This is a genomic window from Cupriavidus respiraculi (genome assembly GCF_914271545.1).
GTDB lineage: Bacteria > Pseudomonadota > Gammaproteobacteria > Burkholderiales > Burkholderiaceae > Cupriavidus > Cupriavidus respiraculi.
Genome location: NZ_CAJZAH010000001.1, coordinates 439,304 through 455,030, shown reverse-complemented (window position 1 = coordinate 455,030; position 15,727 = coordinate 439,304). Strand labels below are relative to the sequence as shown.

The window sequence follows — 15,727 nt, the reverse complement described above, 5'->3', positions numbered from 1 at the left end:
GACGGGAAAGCAGGTACTTCCATGCCGTCTACTTACTGCGAATCACCTCGGTGATTGGCTCGAAATAGCAACCATATTTGACATCGCCCACCGTGTCACTCATTTGCATCTCCGCTGTGTTGACGCGAGCCTGGATCCCATCTGTGACGACCTGCGGGTCAGCGGCCTCGCAGTTATAGAGTGCCAGGTACTGCCACGGATGAGGCCCCGCTTTTCGCTGCTGCTCCGTGCGACTGAAGCGCTGTGCGCTCACCACGCCCGGTACGCGCAACACGTCTGGAAGGTGCTGCTCGGTATACCAGCGATTGAACTCTTCTTCACGCCCCGGAACCGCGTTCGTGAGTACCAGATAGGTGAACTTGACCATTCTTATCTCCTTAAGGTTATTGAAGTACAGGGAATGTCCAGCGGCCGATGCCCTGTGACGCGCCCGTGATGGGTATGTGTTGACTGGCGAGTCCCTTGTTCACGTGGTCCTCTTTGCTGGAACCCGCGCTTTGGCATTCCGGCGGTTTCGGCGCTTGAGAGAAAGGGTGTGGCCCAACGCTTCCATCAAACGACGCAAGCCCGTAGACGTTCCCATTCGATGCTGGGAAATCTATGCTGCAACCTTTCGTCCCCGTGTAAGGGGACAACCGGGAAGAAGGCGACGGAGCAAGCTCGAAACGCCAGTGAACAGAGTTCTCCGAAAACTTCAACGAGCGGATGTGCGTGAATTTCGTATCAAGTCTGCGGCCTTCTCTGCCATGGCCATAATGGGAAGGTTCGTGTTCCCACTGATGATCGTTGGCATCACAGATCCATCAATTACTCTCAAGTTCTCAACCCCGCGCACTTTCAACTCCTCGTCAACAACAGCGTTGTCGTCGACTCCCATGCGACACGTGCCAACCGGGTGATAGATGGTTTCCGCATGCGAGCGTATCCATGCCTTACGGGCTGCACCGGTGGAGAAAGCATCGATGTCGAGCCTTCGTTTGATGTACTTCCGGAGCGCCGGCTGGTCGACAATCTCGCACGTGCGTTCCACGCCGCGCACCAAACTCTCCAGGTCAGACTCGTCTGAGAGGAAGCGAGGGTCGATTCGGGGAGAATCGGACGGATCTGAAGAACGCAGTCGCAGCACGCCTCTACTTTTTGGACGCAGCTGGCATACGCGGACTGCAAATCCGTGGGGAACTTTTTCGTTAGGCGGTGGATTGCGCAGCGCAATGATCAGATGGGCCTGCCACTCAGGCAGATCCGGATTTCTGTCGGAGTTGTAAAATGCTCCTGCCTCAACGCCTTGAGAGGAAGCCGGCCCGCCTCCTGAAAGAAGATAGCGAGCTCCTGCCATTCCGCCTCTTACCAGGCCGATATAGGGCGTGAGCGTATTGGGCTGCGACGCTTCTAAGCGAATCGCGCAATCAAGATGGTCCTGAAGGTTCTCACCGACGCCTTGCAGATCGACCACGGGAGCGATACCAATCGACTGCAGATGTTTGGCCGGTCCGATCCCCGAAAGCATCAGGAGTTGCGGTGAGGCAATGGCCCCTGCTGTCAGAATCACTTCGCGGTCCGCGCGAAGCTCCACCTCCTCCCATCCATCCTCAATCACTACGCCTTGCGCTCGCTTTCCGGCAAGGAGAATCCTGCGGACTTTACAGTTCGCCATCAATGTCAGATTGGATCGGTTACCTGCTCGATCCAGGTAACGATAAGCACCGGATCGCTTTCCCTCGGCAATCGTAAGCTCGTAGAATCCTGCGCCTACCTGCGACGCCCCATTGAATCCGTTGTTCTCCGGCATACCGGCCGATACTGCGCTCTCTATGAACGCAGTCGATATGGCGTTTTGCTGCGTGCCGTATGACAGGCGAATCGGACCCGCGTACCCGCGATCGTCATTCCTCGCCTTCGTTACCAGTGATGCATCCTCAATCTTTCGAAAGTACGGACGAAGGGATTCATAGTCCCAGCCCGACAGGCCCTGAGATGCCCAGTTGTCGTAATCGGATCGGTTCCCCCGGATAGCAATCATGGAATTGATCGAGGATGAACCGCCCACCACCTTGCCCCGGGGTATATAAATATTCCGATTGTCCAGTTGTGTCTGGGGCTCCGTCCAATAGCGCCAGTTGAATTTTTGGCTCTTATAGAGAACCCGGATCCCTGCCGGCATCTGAACAAAGATGGATGACGCGGGAGCGCCCGCCTCTATCAGCAGTACCTTGACGCTGGGATCTTCACTCAGCCGAGAAGCGAGAACACACCCTGCCGAGCCGGCGCCGATAACAATGTAGTCGTATGTAGCGGTTTTCATAATCAGGAGATCACTCAACGCGAGCCGATGCCTTGAGCGCCATGCGCACGCGGCGAATGTGCTCGTCCGACTGTCCGAGCTCATCAATCGGTACTCGTGACGTTTCAGGAGACGCCAAGATGGCAAAAATAGACAACACTGCGCCCCCCATCATGAAATAGGCGGGTGATGAAGGGTTTCCGGTCAGCTTCGTCAGAGAAGCGCTGATTAAAGGAGCGGTGCCGCCAAATAGCACCATGGCCACGTTGTAGCCTACCGACATGGCGCTGTAGCGTGTGCGTGTCGGAAACAACTCCGTCATCATGCAGAACGGCGCGCTGCCATACATCCCCATCAATACCCCGACGCTAGCCATCGTGGCAATTACCACCTCTGGTGTCGAGCCCACGACGATCCGGAACAAAGGAAGCGCAACGACGAGGTATGCCAATGCCGCCGTAAAGGCGACGGGTCGTCGACCCACGCGGTCGGATAGCGCTGCAGCGAATGGGATCACAATCACTGAACCCAGAAAGGCCAGGCCGGACGCCGCTAGAGCTTGCCCGCTACTCAACCGTCCAGTTGACACGAGATAAGACGGGAGATACGCCAGGATCAAGTAGTAAGGGATGCCGTGTGAGATCGCTACGCCAAGACATTTGACAATGCTTCGCCAGTCGTCACGAAGGGCTTCGCGCAATGGTGCTTGTGCCGCGCCCTCGCGTTCCAAGTGCAACCGGAATGCCGGTGTTTCCTCGATGCGCAGCCGCAGCCAGAACGCACCCAACCCAATCGGACCAGCGATCAGGAAGGGCAATCGCCAGGCCCATGCCTCAACTGCCGTCTGACCAAAAATGCTGGTGATCGCCAGAACAAGACCGGATCCGCTCAACGCACCAATTCCAGCCGACATACCGAAGAACCCGATCACAACGCCACGCCGGCGTGTCGGGGCGTACTCGGCAAGGAATGCGAGTGCTCCACCTGCTTCGCCTCCCGCGGAAAATCCCTGAATCATGCGTAGGGCTACCAGCAGCAAAGGAGCGGCGATGCCAATCGCCTCGTATCCCGGTAGGACACCGACCAACCCCGTCGAAACGCTGATCAAACCAACGACAATCGCGAGCGTATCGCGCCGTCCAAGCCGGTCTCCCAGCGATCCAAAAAACAGAGCGCCGAGTGGTCGGGTAACGAATGCGACGGAGAATGCCGCGAAAGCCGCTATCAGGCTAACGATCGGGTCGCTGCTTGGGAAGAACACCTTCGCCAGGGTGGCGGAAAGATAGCCATACAACGAGTAGTCAAACCACTCCAGCATGTTTCCCACGGCGGCACCGGAGATCGGCTTGAGAACATCCCGGACCCGCTGGGGGGTGGGGGTCGAACCTCTTCGGGGATGATGTTGCATTGATTTTGTCTCCCCTTCTATAAGCAATGTTTGAAAAACCGAAGCGCGCTTACTCTTATTTGTGGTAAATATTAGGTAGCCTACCTATTACAATCAAATAGGCGTTTACCCTCCCATCAACGAAGTCAGGTGGCTGATTTTGAGCCGCAAATGACACTTTTACGCTTTATCTTGACAGACCATCGTGGCGACCTACGCTCTATGTAATCGATTGCATCGTGGAATGGGCTATGCGCCGATGCGAACGAGTGTTGAAAGACCTGCTTTTTTCTTGCGGTGGCCCCCCTAACTAAAGTCGATCACCCCGGAGGTAGCTATGTCACTGATGGCAGCGGTACGCGAGGCGTTCAATCAATGGGAGCGCTTTCGATTCATGTCGATGTTCGAGTACCTCAGTGCCGAGTTAGGGGAGAGCTGGAGCCTATTTATTTGATTTGTAGGCTGCCAAAGCGAGGTCGCTTCGGCTTTCTCGCTTGCCTTCTTGCACCGGCTTCACTGTCCCCCCGCGCCTCTTTAACAACGCGTCGTGAGGCTGCCCCCTTGGTCAGCGAGTGGTGGCGATCGCGCACTTCTAACCCCACGTCCATGCGGGTGTTTTTTCACGCCTATGCATAGGTAAGAACCGAAGCCCTGCGATCCCGACCTTACGGAAGGTCCCGGCGTCAAAGGTGGCCTCCAGCAGGTCCCAAGCGGGCCTCCGGCCGCGCCTCACTCGGTACCGACCTCTGTCGTCAGCCAGCCCGGCCGGACCGCATATCTACCCTGGGACGAGCTATAACAACCAGAAGGCAAACAGTCCTCGCGCATACCCAGTGGGTCACCGGCGGCATATCTTGACCACTGAAATCGGCGGTCGCCCGCCTTCAGGCCAACTGGGCTCCCCCAGTCTAGCCACGCCCTCCTCTCCCACCCCTGGTCCCGATCGAGATTTGTGACGCGAGGTCAATCCTCTGCACCGATTAGGGTAAACCCCTTTTGCATATAGTAGGTAGGCTACCTAATATGTACTCACAATTTCCCATCGGAGACATATTCATGACCGCCCCCCAAACCCCCACGCAGTCGACTGGCTGCCCGTTTCACGCGGCCTCACCTGCGCAGTCCACGTGTCCGATGCACGCTGGCGGGGACAGCGGCATCCCCGACTTTCCGCCCGAACGGGTCGATCCTTTGTCGCCGCCGCCGGTGTACTTCCAGATGCAGCAAGGAAGCGGCTTGGGGCAAGCTAGGCTCTGGGACGGAAAGATCGCCTGGCTGATTACGCGCTATGACGACGTCCGCTCGGTCCTGTCTGACCCTCGCTTTAGTTCTGACATTACGAATCCCGGCTATCCCACTGTCAGTGCTGCAATGAAAGTTGCCCGGGGTAGTAACCGGACCTTCATCACCATGGATGCACCCAAGCATGCAGAGCATCGGCGCATGCTGACAGGTGAATTCTCGATCCGCAAAATCGAGGCCCTTCGCCCGCGGATTCAGGCGATCGTAGACAAGCTGCTGGACGACTTCGCAACAAAGCCTCAACCCTCCGACCTGGTTAGCGCCTTTACGTTGGCTACGCCGGCATTGGCGATCTCAGAGTTGCTTGGCGTTCCGTACGAAGACCATGACTTCTTTCAGGAACTGGCGATGGTCCTGACGTCGAGTAGTGCGACGCTTGAGGAGGCCATCGCCGCAAATCATGAGTTGTGCGAGGTGTACCTGAAGGGCCTGGTGGCGAAGAGATCGGAGAACCCCGGGGAAGATATCCTCAGCCGCCTCATCGTCAATCACGTACGAAAGGGCGATATCACCGAAACGGACGTTGTTTCCCTTGCAAGGCTCTTGCTGATTGCCGGCCACGAGACCACGGCGAATACGACCGCAATGGGAGTGCTTTTCCTCCTGCAACGACCGGATATCTGGAATGAGCTTCGACAAGACACAAGCCTCGTTCCAAATGCGGTGGAAGAAATTCTGCGCTATCTGGATGTCACACATTCAGGAAAGCGTCGTGTCGCGACCGAGGACATTGTCGTGAACGGACAAATGATCCAGGCGGGCGACCCCGTTGTAGTGCTGAGTGTCTCGGCCAATCGCGACAGCTCGAAATTTGAAGATCCGAATGTGTTCGACCTTCGCCGAGATTCAAGGACGCAGGTCTCGTTCGGATACGGCCCGCATCAGTGCATCGGTCAACCCCTCGCACGGCTCGAAATGCAGATCATGTTCACCGCCTTGCTGGAGCGGTTTCCGAACCTCGAGCTTGCTGTTCCCGTGGAAAGCCTTGAGTTCAAGGGCGATTCACTCATGTATGGCGTCAAGGAACTCCCTGTTCGCTGGTAATCCCGACTTAAATGAGAAGCATCATGAAAATCACAATCTACCCCGAAAAGTGCTGCGGTTCTGGTCAATGTGTCGTCAACGCGCCGGATCTGTTCGACCAAAAGGACAATGGCATCGTCATTCTCTTGAACGCAGAGCCGTCGGCTGACCAATTCGAATCAGCACGCCTGGCGGCTGGCATCTGCCCAGCGCTCGCCATCGAGATTCACGAGGATCAGTGATGAACTCCCCCGAGCACATCGTCGTTGTCGGCGCCTCGGCCGCCGGCATCACGGCAGCACGAGCGCTGCGCGCACAGGGCTGGGGAGGGCGGCTCACGCTGATTGGAAAGGAAGGCGGCATGCCCTATGACCGCCCTCCTCTTTCAAAGCGGCTGATGGCAGGAGAATGTCCGGTAGAGGCGCTCAACCTTGTGTCCGAAGACGGCATGAAGGCGCTGAACCTGCACTACCTGGACGGGACATCGGCCACCGGCCTCGATACGGACGCCAGTTCACTGCAACTCAGCAACGGCTCCACACTTCAATATGATCGCTTGCTGATCGCCACGGGCGCGGACGCTCGAGTGATTCCCAACCTCAGCCAGGCGGCGAACTGCTACAGCCTGCGCAACTTAAACGACGCGCTGGCGATTCGGGAACATCTGACTGCCGGAAAGCGGGTACTAGTAGTCGGCGCGGGCTTCATCGGCACAGAGTTAGCGGCGATTGCAAAGACCAGCGGCTGTGAGGTGACCGTCATCGACAAGTCGAAAGTTCCTCTCGGGGCGCGAGTCGGGGATATCGTTGGGAAGCGGATCGAAAAACTCCATGAAGCCAACGGCGTGGTTTTCCACAACGACTGCGAACTCAGGGAGGTGAAATGGCGTGACCGCACCATTACCGAAGTCCGCTTGGACACTGGGGTTGTGATTGCTTGCGACGTAATTGTTGTGGCTATCGGCGCAGTTCCCAGCGTGCAGTGGTGCAGCGGATTAAACATCCGCAGCGGCGTAGTCTGCAATGAATACTGTGAAGCAGCCCCGAACGTATATGCCGCCGGCGATGCTGCAGAGTGGTTTCACAAAGGCTACGGCGAGCACATGCGTATTGAACACCGGACGAATGCAAGCGAACAGGCGATGGCCGCGGCAAAGAACATGCTCGGCTCTCGCGTTGAATACGCTCCGCTGCCGTTCTTCTGGTCGGATCAGTACCAGGTCCAAATCCACAGCTACGGACGCATCGGCCCTCAATACACCGTTGAAGTTGTCGAAGGGGATCAACTGAAAGACGACTCCTGCATCTTTCGCTACTACCAGGGAGACGTTTTGATGGGCGTTCTTAGTTGGAACGCCAGTAGAAAAGCGCGTGAGCACATCAAGCTGTTGAAGGAGGAGTGGACGAAGAGCCACGCTCCAGCTGCGGTAGCAGGTTAAGGCTGTATTTCATAATAAAAGAGGAGACAACATGACAAAACCCGCTTCGGCTATCCGCAGAGCAGTCCTACTCTGCTCCCTGGCCCTGCCCTCCATCCTGTACGCCCAGCAATCTGGCCCGTTGCCGGTCCGGCTCTTTGTTGGCTACGGACCGGGCGGTGGCACCGACGTAGTTGCACGCGCAGTTGGCGAAGAGCTGGCAAAAATCTGGAATCGGCCCGTAATCGTCGAAAATCGGCCAGGCGCAAACGGGGCGATCGCCAGCAAGGCTGTCGCGCGAGCTGAACCGGACGGTTCGATCCTTCTGGTCATGCCCCCGTCCACGTTGATCATCGACGCAAACTTGCGCCCCACTGTTGCTGTCGATCCCACCAAGGAACTCACCCTTGTGAGCGGGCTAGCCGCAACCCCACTCGTTGTGGTGACCCCGGCTTCCGCGCCATACAACAACCTCGCTGACCTCATTAAGGCAGCTCGTGCGGCCAACGGGAAGTTCACGTACGGATGGGCCAACTTGGGCATGCGTGTCGGTATGGAGGAGTTCGCGCAAAAGACCGGGGTAAAGATGACCCCAGTCGGCTACAAGAGTGCTGGGCAAAGTGTCCCCGCTATCGTTTCAGGCGAGATCGATATGCTCATGATCGATATGGCACCGATCGCGCAACTCGTTAAGGCTGGAAAAGTGAAGGCCTTTGCCGTGTCGACGCCAGAACGCTCGCCTATGCTGCCAAACGTCCCTACATTCAAGGAAGCGGGGATTGACGTCCAGCTTACGGGAACCATCGCCCTGTATGCGCCTGCCAAGATGCCCCAGAACGCAATCAAAAAAATGCAGAGCGATGTCGCTACGATTTTGAAGAACGGCGAGCTTCGCACGCGGATGCAAGGCACTGGAATGGAAGTCATTACGCAGTCCCCGGAGGATTTCGAGGGCTACCTTAAGCAGCGCAAGAAGAGCATTGATGCAGTAATTAAGGTCGGTGATTTTAAGCTCGAATAGATCGACCTCCGTCACAAGCACAGAATTTCGTAGCTAACCTCTTAGTCATTGGAGTACACGCTGTGTATCCAGAATTATCCCTTTACATCAATGGCGAATTTCTCGGCATTGAAGGCCGGCGACACCAGGACGTAGTCAATCCTGCGACGGAGGAGGTCGTTGGGCGACTGCCGCTCGCCACCCGCGAGGACCTCGACACCGCCGTCGAGGCGGCTCATCGAGCTTTCCTGACGTGGCGCGACTCATCGCCTTTGGAACGCAGTGCAATCTTGCGTAAAGTTGCGGAGCTCGCCCGTCAAAGGGCGCCGGAAATCGGCCGCAACATGACCATTGACCAGGGGAAGCCTCTGCACGAAGCCGTGGGCGAAGTAACGGTTTGTGCAGAGCATGCGGACTGGCATGCAGAAGAGGCTCGGCGGATCTACGGCCGCGTGATCCCCAGCCGCAACCCTAACGTCCGCCAGCTCGTGCTACGTCAGCCGGTCGGAGTCTGCGCAGCCTTCACCCCTTGGAATTTTCCCTTCAATCAGGCGATCCGGAAAATCTCTGCCGCGCTTGGCGCAGGCTGTACGATCATTCTGAAGGGACCAGAAGAGACACCGAGTGCCGTGCTGGCGATCGCTCAACTGTTCCATGATGCGGGCCTTCCTCCTGGTTGCTTAAACATTGTATTTGGCGTCCCGGCGGAGGTGTCAGCACACCTCATTGCATCTCCGCTGGTCCAGAAGATCTCCTTTACGGGGTCCACTGCTGTTGGCAAACAACTAGCAGCTCTAGCAGGATCCCATATGAAGCGAATCACTATGGAGCTTGGTGGTCACTCCCCTGCAATCGTCTTCGACGATGCGGATGTCGATACCGCCGCCGAGATGCTTGCAAACTACAAGCTGCGAAACGCTGGTCAGGTATGCGTCTCGCCCTCCCGCTTCTTCGTCCAGCGCGGGGCTTACGATAGGTTCCTCAGGCGTTTTACGGACGTCATTGGCGCAGTGCGGGTCGGCAACGGTATAGACAGCTCGACACAGATGGGACCGCTCGCAAACCAACGCCGTGTTGCTGCAATGGAAGGGTTGATTGCCGACTCCAAAGCGCGCGGCGGAAAGGTTGTCGTGGGAGGGACCAGGTGCAGCGACACAGGACATTTCTTCGCGCCCAGCGTCGTTATAGACATTTCAGACGACTCCATGCTCATGACTTGCGAGCCATTCGGCCCTGTCGCCCCGGTTGTAACGTTCGACGATCTGGATGAGGTGCTGGCACGGGCGAACAAACTGACTTACGGCCTGTCGTCTTACGTGTTTACCGAGTCAGCGAAGACAGCGCATGCTGTCTCTACCCGCCTTGAGGCCGGCATGGTCAACATCAACCACTTTGGAAGCGCTCTCGCCGAAACACCGTTTGGAGGCATTAAAGATAGCGGTATCGGGAGTGAGGGTGGGACCGAGACGTTCGACGGCTATCTCGTCACGAAATTTGTAACTCAAGTGTAGATCGGGGGCCGCAAAGGGCGATACGTCGCCCTTTCCCCCGAAGCTACGTTCCCAGTCAGGTTTTGGCGCCTAAGTGAGTGTTAGGCGCCTTTTTTATTAGCGTATAGGTCGCGGCAGTGCGCCCCATATTGGGCGATGCGGTTGCTCTCGGCGACTCTGACAACTCCCTGCATGGCTCCGCAGTTGCAGCGCAAGCGCGGCCGGCTAGCGATAAGCCTTCTCGAATCGTGTCGTCTTCCAGGAAGATTTCGTTGGTATTACTCGTGGTCCAGCCACGGTTCTCTTTTGAACATCTTATCGATGATGGGGAACATCGCGATCACCGTCTGCAACTCCTCGGGCGTCAATCCCTCCATGCGCTTGCCCAGTGCCGCCGTCCGCTGTGCGGCCAATTTGCCGGCCACAGCCCGGCCTTCATCAGTAATCTGAATCATGTTGTTGTACGAGCCGACGGGTGCGGAGCGCGCGATTAACTCGGCGTCGACCATCCGCCCGACAATCTGCGTCATCGTAGGCAATCTGACGCCTTCATTCCTGGCCAGATCGCTAACTCGCATCGGCCCTCTTACGAGCAATGCACTAAGAACAGCGCTCTGCGCGGGGGGCACGTGCGCCGCTCTCATTTCCCGCCGCAGCGCTACAACGATCCGCATCAAGCGGGGTCTAAGTTCGTCCGCAAGCATTTCAACCGTAGGTTCTGTCATGTCTACAAAAAGGGGGCAATCACTGAGCAGATGATATAACGATTCAGTGAAGAATGATCGCGCGAAGTACCTGGAGGCACCGAGTCGATATGGTCCGACTGGTGAGGGTAGCGACCACGCAGACAGCGGCGGCGCGTGAAGGGGTTCTGTGCCTGTGGCCGGGTAGCAACTCAAGGCCGGGCCTTGTCGCGTTCGTTCGCGATGGCCGGAGCACCAATCTTGATGGAGAGGGATGACGAGACGAGGCGCTGGCTGGCGCTCTCGTCTCAAGGCGTCGACGCTTGATCCGCCGACGCGCGGAGCTTGCTAACTCAGCTTGACCAGGTCCTTCTTGTACGTCTTCGCCTTGTTAATGTAGTCGTCAGCGTTCTTCTCGATCGCAGCTTTGACTTCCTCCGTTAGTTCACGTACCTGCTTTGCAGGTGTGCCCATGACCAAGCCTCCTGCCGGGAAGTTCTTGCGCTCGCCGATCAAGGATCCGGCCCCCACGAGGCATTGTTGTCCGAGTTCGGATCCATTCAGGATCACAGCCTGAATGCCGACCAGACTACGTGCTCCGACCTTGCAACCGTGAAGCATCGCCTGGTGTCCAATGGAGACCATCTCGCCTACCTCGACGGGAAAGCCAGGATCGGTGTGCAACACAGCCCCCTCCTGGACGTTCACGCCTCGCCTAATCGTGATCTTTTCATTGTCGCCGCGGATCACAGCGCCGGGCCAGATGGACACGTCTTCGGCGATTTCCACGTCGCCGATGATTACCGCATGCTCGGATACATACGAGCTCGGATGAATTGTCGGTTCTTTCTCTCCAATTCGATAGATCGCCACAAAATGCTCCTCTTATCTTGATGTGACTAACTTTTCGCCGACCGCGTTACTTGCAGGAGGCGAAACACTACTGCATGGGCCGCTCTCGCAGCCCGTGCCGACTTCGACGCCGTTTCTTGCCCTGCCGCTAGATAAATACTTGTTCCTCTGGTTGGACTGCCGGCTCGATTGCATCATCCAGTACCTCGATCCAGTGCTTTACTGGCGTGGGCGTTCCACTTTGCAAATGCTGGATGCAACCGATGTTCGCGGACACGATGCAGTCAGGTTGCTTCTCGCTCAGATGCTCGATCTTGCGGTCTCTGAGCTGGAGTGAAATTTCGGGCTGCAGAACGGAGTAGGTGCCGGCTGAGCCGCAACAAAGGTGACTCTCCACGCTGGCACGATGAACGGAAAAGCCCAACTGTCCCAGATGCTCCTCCACCACTCCCCGCAGCTTCTGGCCGTGTTGCAGCGTGCACGGCGGATGGAACGCCAAGGCCGGCTTGTCGCACGCTTTGACTTTGCCGCGCAGTCTTGGCAGAAGTTCAGGAAGCAATTCGCTCAGGTCGCGGGTCAACTCGCTAACCCGAGCTGCCTTCTCGGCGTACTCCGCGTCATGCTTTAGCAAGTCGGCGTAGTCCTTCACGGTCGCGCCGCAGCCGGACGCGTTCATGACAATTGCCTCGACTTCACCGCTGGAAATCGCCGGCCACCAGGCGTCGATGTTTCTGCGCATATCATCGAGGCCGCCCTTGTGATCTCCGGTGTGCAGCCGGATCGCGCCACAGCAACCGGCTCGAGGAACACTTACAACCTGAAAGTCGGCTGCATCGAGTACCCGCGCGGTCGCAGAATTGATGTTCGGCATCATCGCCGGCTGCACACAACCTTCGAGCATGAGCACTTTCCTGGCGTGGCGGCGCGTTGGGCGCTGACCCGCAGGTCTGCTCGGCGTAAGCTTGTTGGCGAGCTTGGAAGGAAGTAGCGGCCGAACCATTCGGCCAATCTTCATGGCCGGCAAGAACAATGGCGAAGTTAGCCCCTCACGCAGCAGCCAACGCACCGCGCGGTCTTTTGGCGGACGAGGAATTCGCTCATCGACTAGCTTCCGCCCAATGTGAACTAGCTTGCCGTACTCGACACCGCTGGGACAGGTGCTTTCACAGTTCCGGCACGTCAAGCAGCGGTCTAGATTCTGTTGGGTGCTTGCTGTGACCTCTTCCCCCTCAAGCAACTGCTTCATCAAGTAGATGCGTCCCCGGGGTCCGTTACGTTCATCGCCCAGAAGCAGGTAAGTCGGACACGTTGCCGTACAAAAGCCGCAATGCACGCACTTGCGCAGAATCTCTTCGGCCTCCGCCCCTTCTGGAGTGTTGGCAAACTCATGACTTAGTTTTGTCTGCATATGGAGCCCCTTACAGGCCGGGGTAGAGTCGACCAACATTGAAGATGCCATCGGGATCAAACGCTTGCTTGAGATTGCGATGAATCTCGAAGAGCGCATCGCTCGGTGGCGTGAACACGCCGCTCCTATGATGCGGATCCCTGAACAGCGTGGCGTGACCACCAAGCGATGACGCCATTTCCCGAACGTCCTCGATGGGATCGTCGGTGTATAGCCATCTCAATGCACCACCCCATTCAATAAGCTGATTCGCGGCCAAGAAGGGTTGGGAGACTGCCGGAACGGAAACACGCCAGAGAGGCGCGTCGCTCTGTGAAAAGAAGTCGTGGCGGTGGTCGCGGACGGCATCCCACCAGGACAACGCTTCGTCTGGTTCCAGCTCAGTCCCGCCCAAACGCTTTCTGGCTTCCGTGACAGCAGAGGCTGCACCACTCAGTCGGAGGAACAGCTTTCCGTCGTGCCAGGCACTCGCATTGACTGGCAATGCTTGCCGAGTCAGCCCGTTTAAGAGAGACAACGCCCCTGCTTCGTCGCGTTCAATGAACAGGGTGATCCTCGATGAATGAATGGGCAGAACCTTCAGCGAGACCTCACAGATAACACCGAGTATTCCCATTGAGCCCGCCAGGAGACGCGAAACGTCATAACCGGCAACGTTCTTCATCACTTGCCCGCCGAATGTCAGAAGCTCGCCTTTGCCGTTAATCATGGTCGCGCCGAGAACGAAGTCCCGAATGGACCCTACCCCGACGCGTGCTGGCCCGCTCAGACCTGCCGCGACCGCTCCTCCGACAGTACTTCCTTTAGCAAAGCGTGGCGGCTCAAAGGCAAGGTACTGATTGTGCTCGGCCAGCACGGCCTCAAGTTCTTCTAGCGGTGTGCCTGCACGAGCGGTGACAACCAGCTCAGACGGTTCATAGCTGCAAATTCCGCTGAGGCGCCGGACATCACACGGTTCACCCGACGGCTCTTCACCGTAGAAGCATTTCGTACCGCCGCCAACGATGTTGAGAGAGGTCTTCGTTTTTCTTGCATGCAGGACTGTCTCAATCAGATGAGACACTTCCGTGGGGATCGTCGTCATTCTAGAACCTCGGGATTTCTGGATGCGGCAGCATCCCACGCCGAACAGTCATGCGACCATATTCGGCACATCGATGCAGCGTCGGAATTACCTTCCCAGGATTCAAGAGCGATTGCGGATCGAATGCACGTTTCAGCGCAAACATTTGTTCTCGCTCTGCGCCTGAGAACTGAACGCACATTGAGTTCAGCTTCTCCACGCCCACACCGTGCTCTCCGGTCACCGTCCCGCCAAGCGTGACGCTTGTTTCCAGAATCTCTGCGCCGAATTGCTCCGCCTGGTGCAGTTCTTCGGGATTGTTGGCGTCGAAAAGGATCAGCGGATGTAGATTCCCGTCGCCGGCGTGGAACACGTTCACGCAGCGAAGCCCATAGCGCACCTCCATCTCGCTGATTGCTCGAAGGATCGCAGCGAGACTCTTGCGAGGAATCGTGGAATCCATGCACAGGTAATCCGGGCTCATGCGCCCCGTCGCGGGAAATGCATTCTTTCGCCCGCTCCAGAAACGAAGACGCTGCGCCTCGTCCTGACTTGCTTCAAGACGAGTGGCCCCGCTGGCGGTGAGGACGGCATTCATCTTCACAATCTCGTCCTCGACCTCCAACGCCGTCCCATCACTCTCGCACAATAGGATTGCGGCCGCGTCCAGGTCATAGCCAGCATGCACGAAGTCCTCTACGGCGGCGGTCATCGGCTTGTCCATCAGTTCCAGGCCGGCTGGGATGATGCCGGCCGCGATGACGTTGGCTACGGCGTCACCAGCGGCTTCGACGGTGTCGAAGCTTGCAACGATGCATCGCGCAAGTTCTGGCTTAGGAATTAACTTGACGGTGACTTCCAATGTCACTGCGAGCATCCCTTCACTGCCTACAACGACGCCGAGCAAATCGAGCCCAGGGACATCAAGGGCTTCCGATCCAAACTCTATCGCCTCGCCCTGAATGGTGTATCCCCGTACTTTCATTACGTTCTGCAACGTGAGTCCGTACTTGAGGCAATGGACGCCTCCGGAATTCTCGGCCACGTTTCCACCGATCGTGCAGGCAATCTGGCTGGACGGATCGGGGGCGTAGTACAGCCCATACGTAGCGGCTGCCTCACTGATTGCGGCGTTGCGTACACCGCATTGGACCACTGCGGTACAACTCACAGGATCTACCCTGACGATCCGGTTAAAACGAGCGAGCGAAAGGAGCACGCCCATCTCATGTGGGAGCGCACCGCCTGACAATCCCGTGCCTGCGCCCCGAGCCACGACGGGCGCACCGAGCGTCTTGCACGTTCGCAGAATGGCAACAACCTGCTCTTCTGTTTCGGGAAGCACCACGACGAGCGGCTGCGCCCGATAGGCCGTAAGGCCATCGCATTCAAATGGCTGGGTGTCCTCGCGCTGCGACAGGATAAGGTCCCTAGGCAGCACGCCTTCTAGCGCGGAAACCACTTCCGCACGCCGGGCTTCCCTCCGCTCAGCGTCAGTAGGATGTGCCAACCAGCCGTCACGCGTCGCATTCATGACTTTGCCCTCCTGGTGCGATGAAGCTGCGTCGTGCTGTGCCGGTCTATTGGATAATCAGTGCGGAGCGACGGCGCGACCGTAGCGAGCCGGCGAACCGCGCAATCAGCCTGGACGGATGCTGCAGCTCCAAGGCGGAGCGTTGCTTCCGGGCGCTGAGGCTCAAACGTTGAGCGATGAATGCGATGCATTGTGTGGGGAGGTTCTAATACACTTCTGTCAAAGGCGTCGACGAGACGCCATGACTTGACTGTAGACAATCACGCGATATAGCAGGTTGAGAGTTA

Annotated in this window: 13 protein-coding genes; 5 read left to right on the top strand and 8 right to left on the bottom strand. The window is 57.5% G+C overall.

Translation table 11 applies throughout. The annotated features are described in order from the left end of the window. Window positions 1-28 precede the first annotated feature (28 nt). The 3 genes from LDO27_RS01960 to LDO27_RS01950 form a co-directional block, all read right to left on the bottom strand. Window positions 29-367 carry a DUF4286 family protein gene (locus tag LDO27_RS01960; protein WP_052495067.1) on the bottom strand — a complete coding sequence of 113 codons (339 nt, stop codon included), beginning with the start codon at window positions 365-367 and terminating at the stop codon, window positions 29-31. Between the two features lie 327 nt (window positions 368-694). After that, entirely contained in the window at window positions 695-2,320 is a 1,626-nt protein-coding gene (locus LDO27_RS01955) for a GMC family oxidoreductase (protein ID WP_196765235.1), read from the bottom strand. After that, entirely contained in the window at window positions 2,313-3,689 is a 1,377-nt protein-coding gene (locus tag LDO27_RS01950; protein WP_063778466.1) for an MFS transporter, read from the bottom strand. The genes LDO27_RS01955 and LDO27_RS01950 overlap by 8 nt, the downstream gene beginning before the upstream one ends. A 1,035-nt stretch (window positions 3,690-4,724) precedes the next feature. On the opposite strand from LDO27_RS01950, the gene LDO27_RS01945 reads away from it, so the two are divergent. The 5 genes from LDO27_RS01945 to LDO27_RS01925 all read left to right on the top strand — a co-directional run bounded on the left by LDO27_RS01945 (window position 4,725) and on the right by LDO27_RS01925 (window position 9,921). After that, window positions 4,725-6,014, top strand: coding sequence for a cytochrome P450 (locus tag LDO27_RS01945; protein ID WP_196765234.1), 1,290 nt, complete (start codon window positions 4,725-4,727; stop codon window positions 6,012-6,014). 23 nt (window positions 6,015-6,037) lie between these two features. Next, on the top strand, window positions 6,038-6,235 hold the full coding sequence (locus LDO27_RS01940; RefSeq protein ID WP_043355325.1) for a ferredoxin: 198 nt from the start codon (window positions 6,038-6,040) through the stop codon (window positions 6,233-6,235). Further along, the gene (locus tag LDO27_RS01935) at window positions 6,235-7,431 is read left to right on the top strand and encodes an NAD(P)/FAD-dependent oxidoreductase (protein ID WP_052495069.1); all 1,197 of its coding nucleotides are present in this window, start codon (window positions 6,235-6,237) and stop codon (window positions 7,429-7,431) included. The genes LDO27_RS01940 and LDO27_RS01935 overlap by 1 nt, the downstream gene beginning before the upstream one ends. 31 nt (window positions 7,432-7,462) lie before the next feature. Beyond that, on the top strand, window positions 7,463-8,431 hold the full coding sequence (locus LDO27_RS01930) for a Bug family tripartite tricarboxylate transporter substrate binding protein (RefSeq protein ID WP_043355327.1): 969 nt from the start codon (window positions 7,463-7,465) through the stop codon (window positions 8,429-8,431). 62 nt (window positions 8,432-8,493) lie between these two features. Then, window positions 8,494-9,921, top strand: coding sequence for an NAD-dependent succinate-semialdehyde dehydrogenase (locus LDO27_RS01925; protein WP_043355329.1), 1,428 nt, complete (start codon window positions 8,494-8,496; stop codon window positions 9,919-9,921). A 257-nt stretch (window positions 9,922-10,178) separates the two neighbouring features. On the opposite strand, the gene LDO27_RS01920 is transcribed toward LDO27_RS01925, so the two are convergent. The 5 genes from LDO27_RS01920 to LDO27_RS01900 all read right to left on the bottom strand — a co-directional run bounded on the left by LDO27_RS01920 (window position 10,179) and on the right by LDO27_RS01900 (window position 15,440). After that, window positions 10,179-10,544, bottom strand: coding sequence for a MarR family transcriptional regulator (locus LDO27_RS01920; RefSeq protein WP_224040759.1), 366 nt, complete (start codon window positions 10,542-10,544; stop codon window positions 10,179-10,181). Window positions 10,545-10,931: 387 nt separating this feature from the next. Further along, window positions 10,932-11,456 carry a gamma carbonic anhydrase family protein gene (locus LDO27_RS01915; RefSeq protein WP_043355330.1) on the bottom strand — a complete coding sequence of 175 codons (525 nt, stop codon included), beginning with the start codon at window positions 11,454-11,456 and terminating at the stop codon, window positions 10,932-10,934. A gap of 127 nt (window positions 11,457-11,583) precedes the next feature. Beyond that, entirely contained in the window at window positions 11,584-12,843 is a 1,260-nt protein-coding gene (gene glcF, locus LDO27_RS01910) for a glycolate oxidase subunit GlcF (RefSeq protein ID WP_043358198.1), read from the bottom strand. Window positions 12,844-12,853: 10 nt separating this feature from the next. Then, on the bottom strand, window positions 12,854-13,927 hold the full coding sequence (gene glcE, locus LDO27_RS01905; RefSeq protein WP_043355335.1) for a glycolate oxidase subunit GlcE: 1,074 nt from the start codon (window positions 13,925-13,927) through the stop codon (window positions 12,854-12,856). Between the two features lies 1 nt (window position 13,928). Beyond that, a complete protein-coding gene (locus LDO27_RS01900) occupies window positions 13,929-15,440 on the bottom strand; it encodes an FAD-linked oxidase C-terminal domain-containing protein (RefSeq protein ID WP_043355338.1) in 1,512 nt (503 codons plus the stop codon). Window positions 15,441-15,727: the final 287 nt, after the last annotated feature.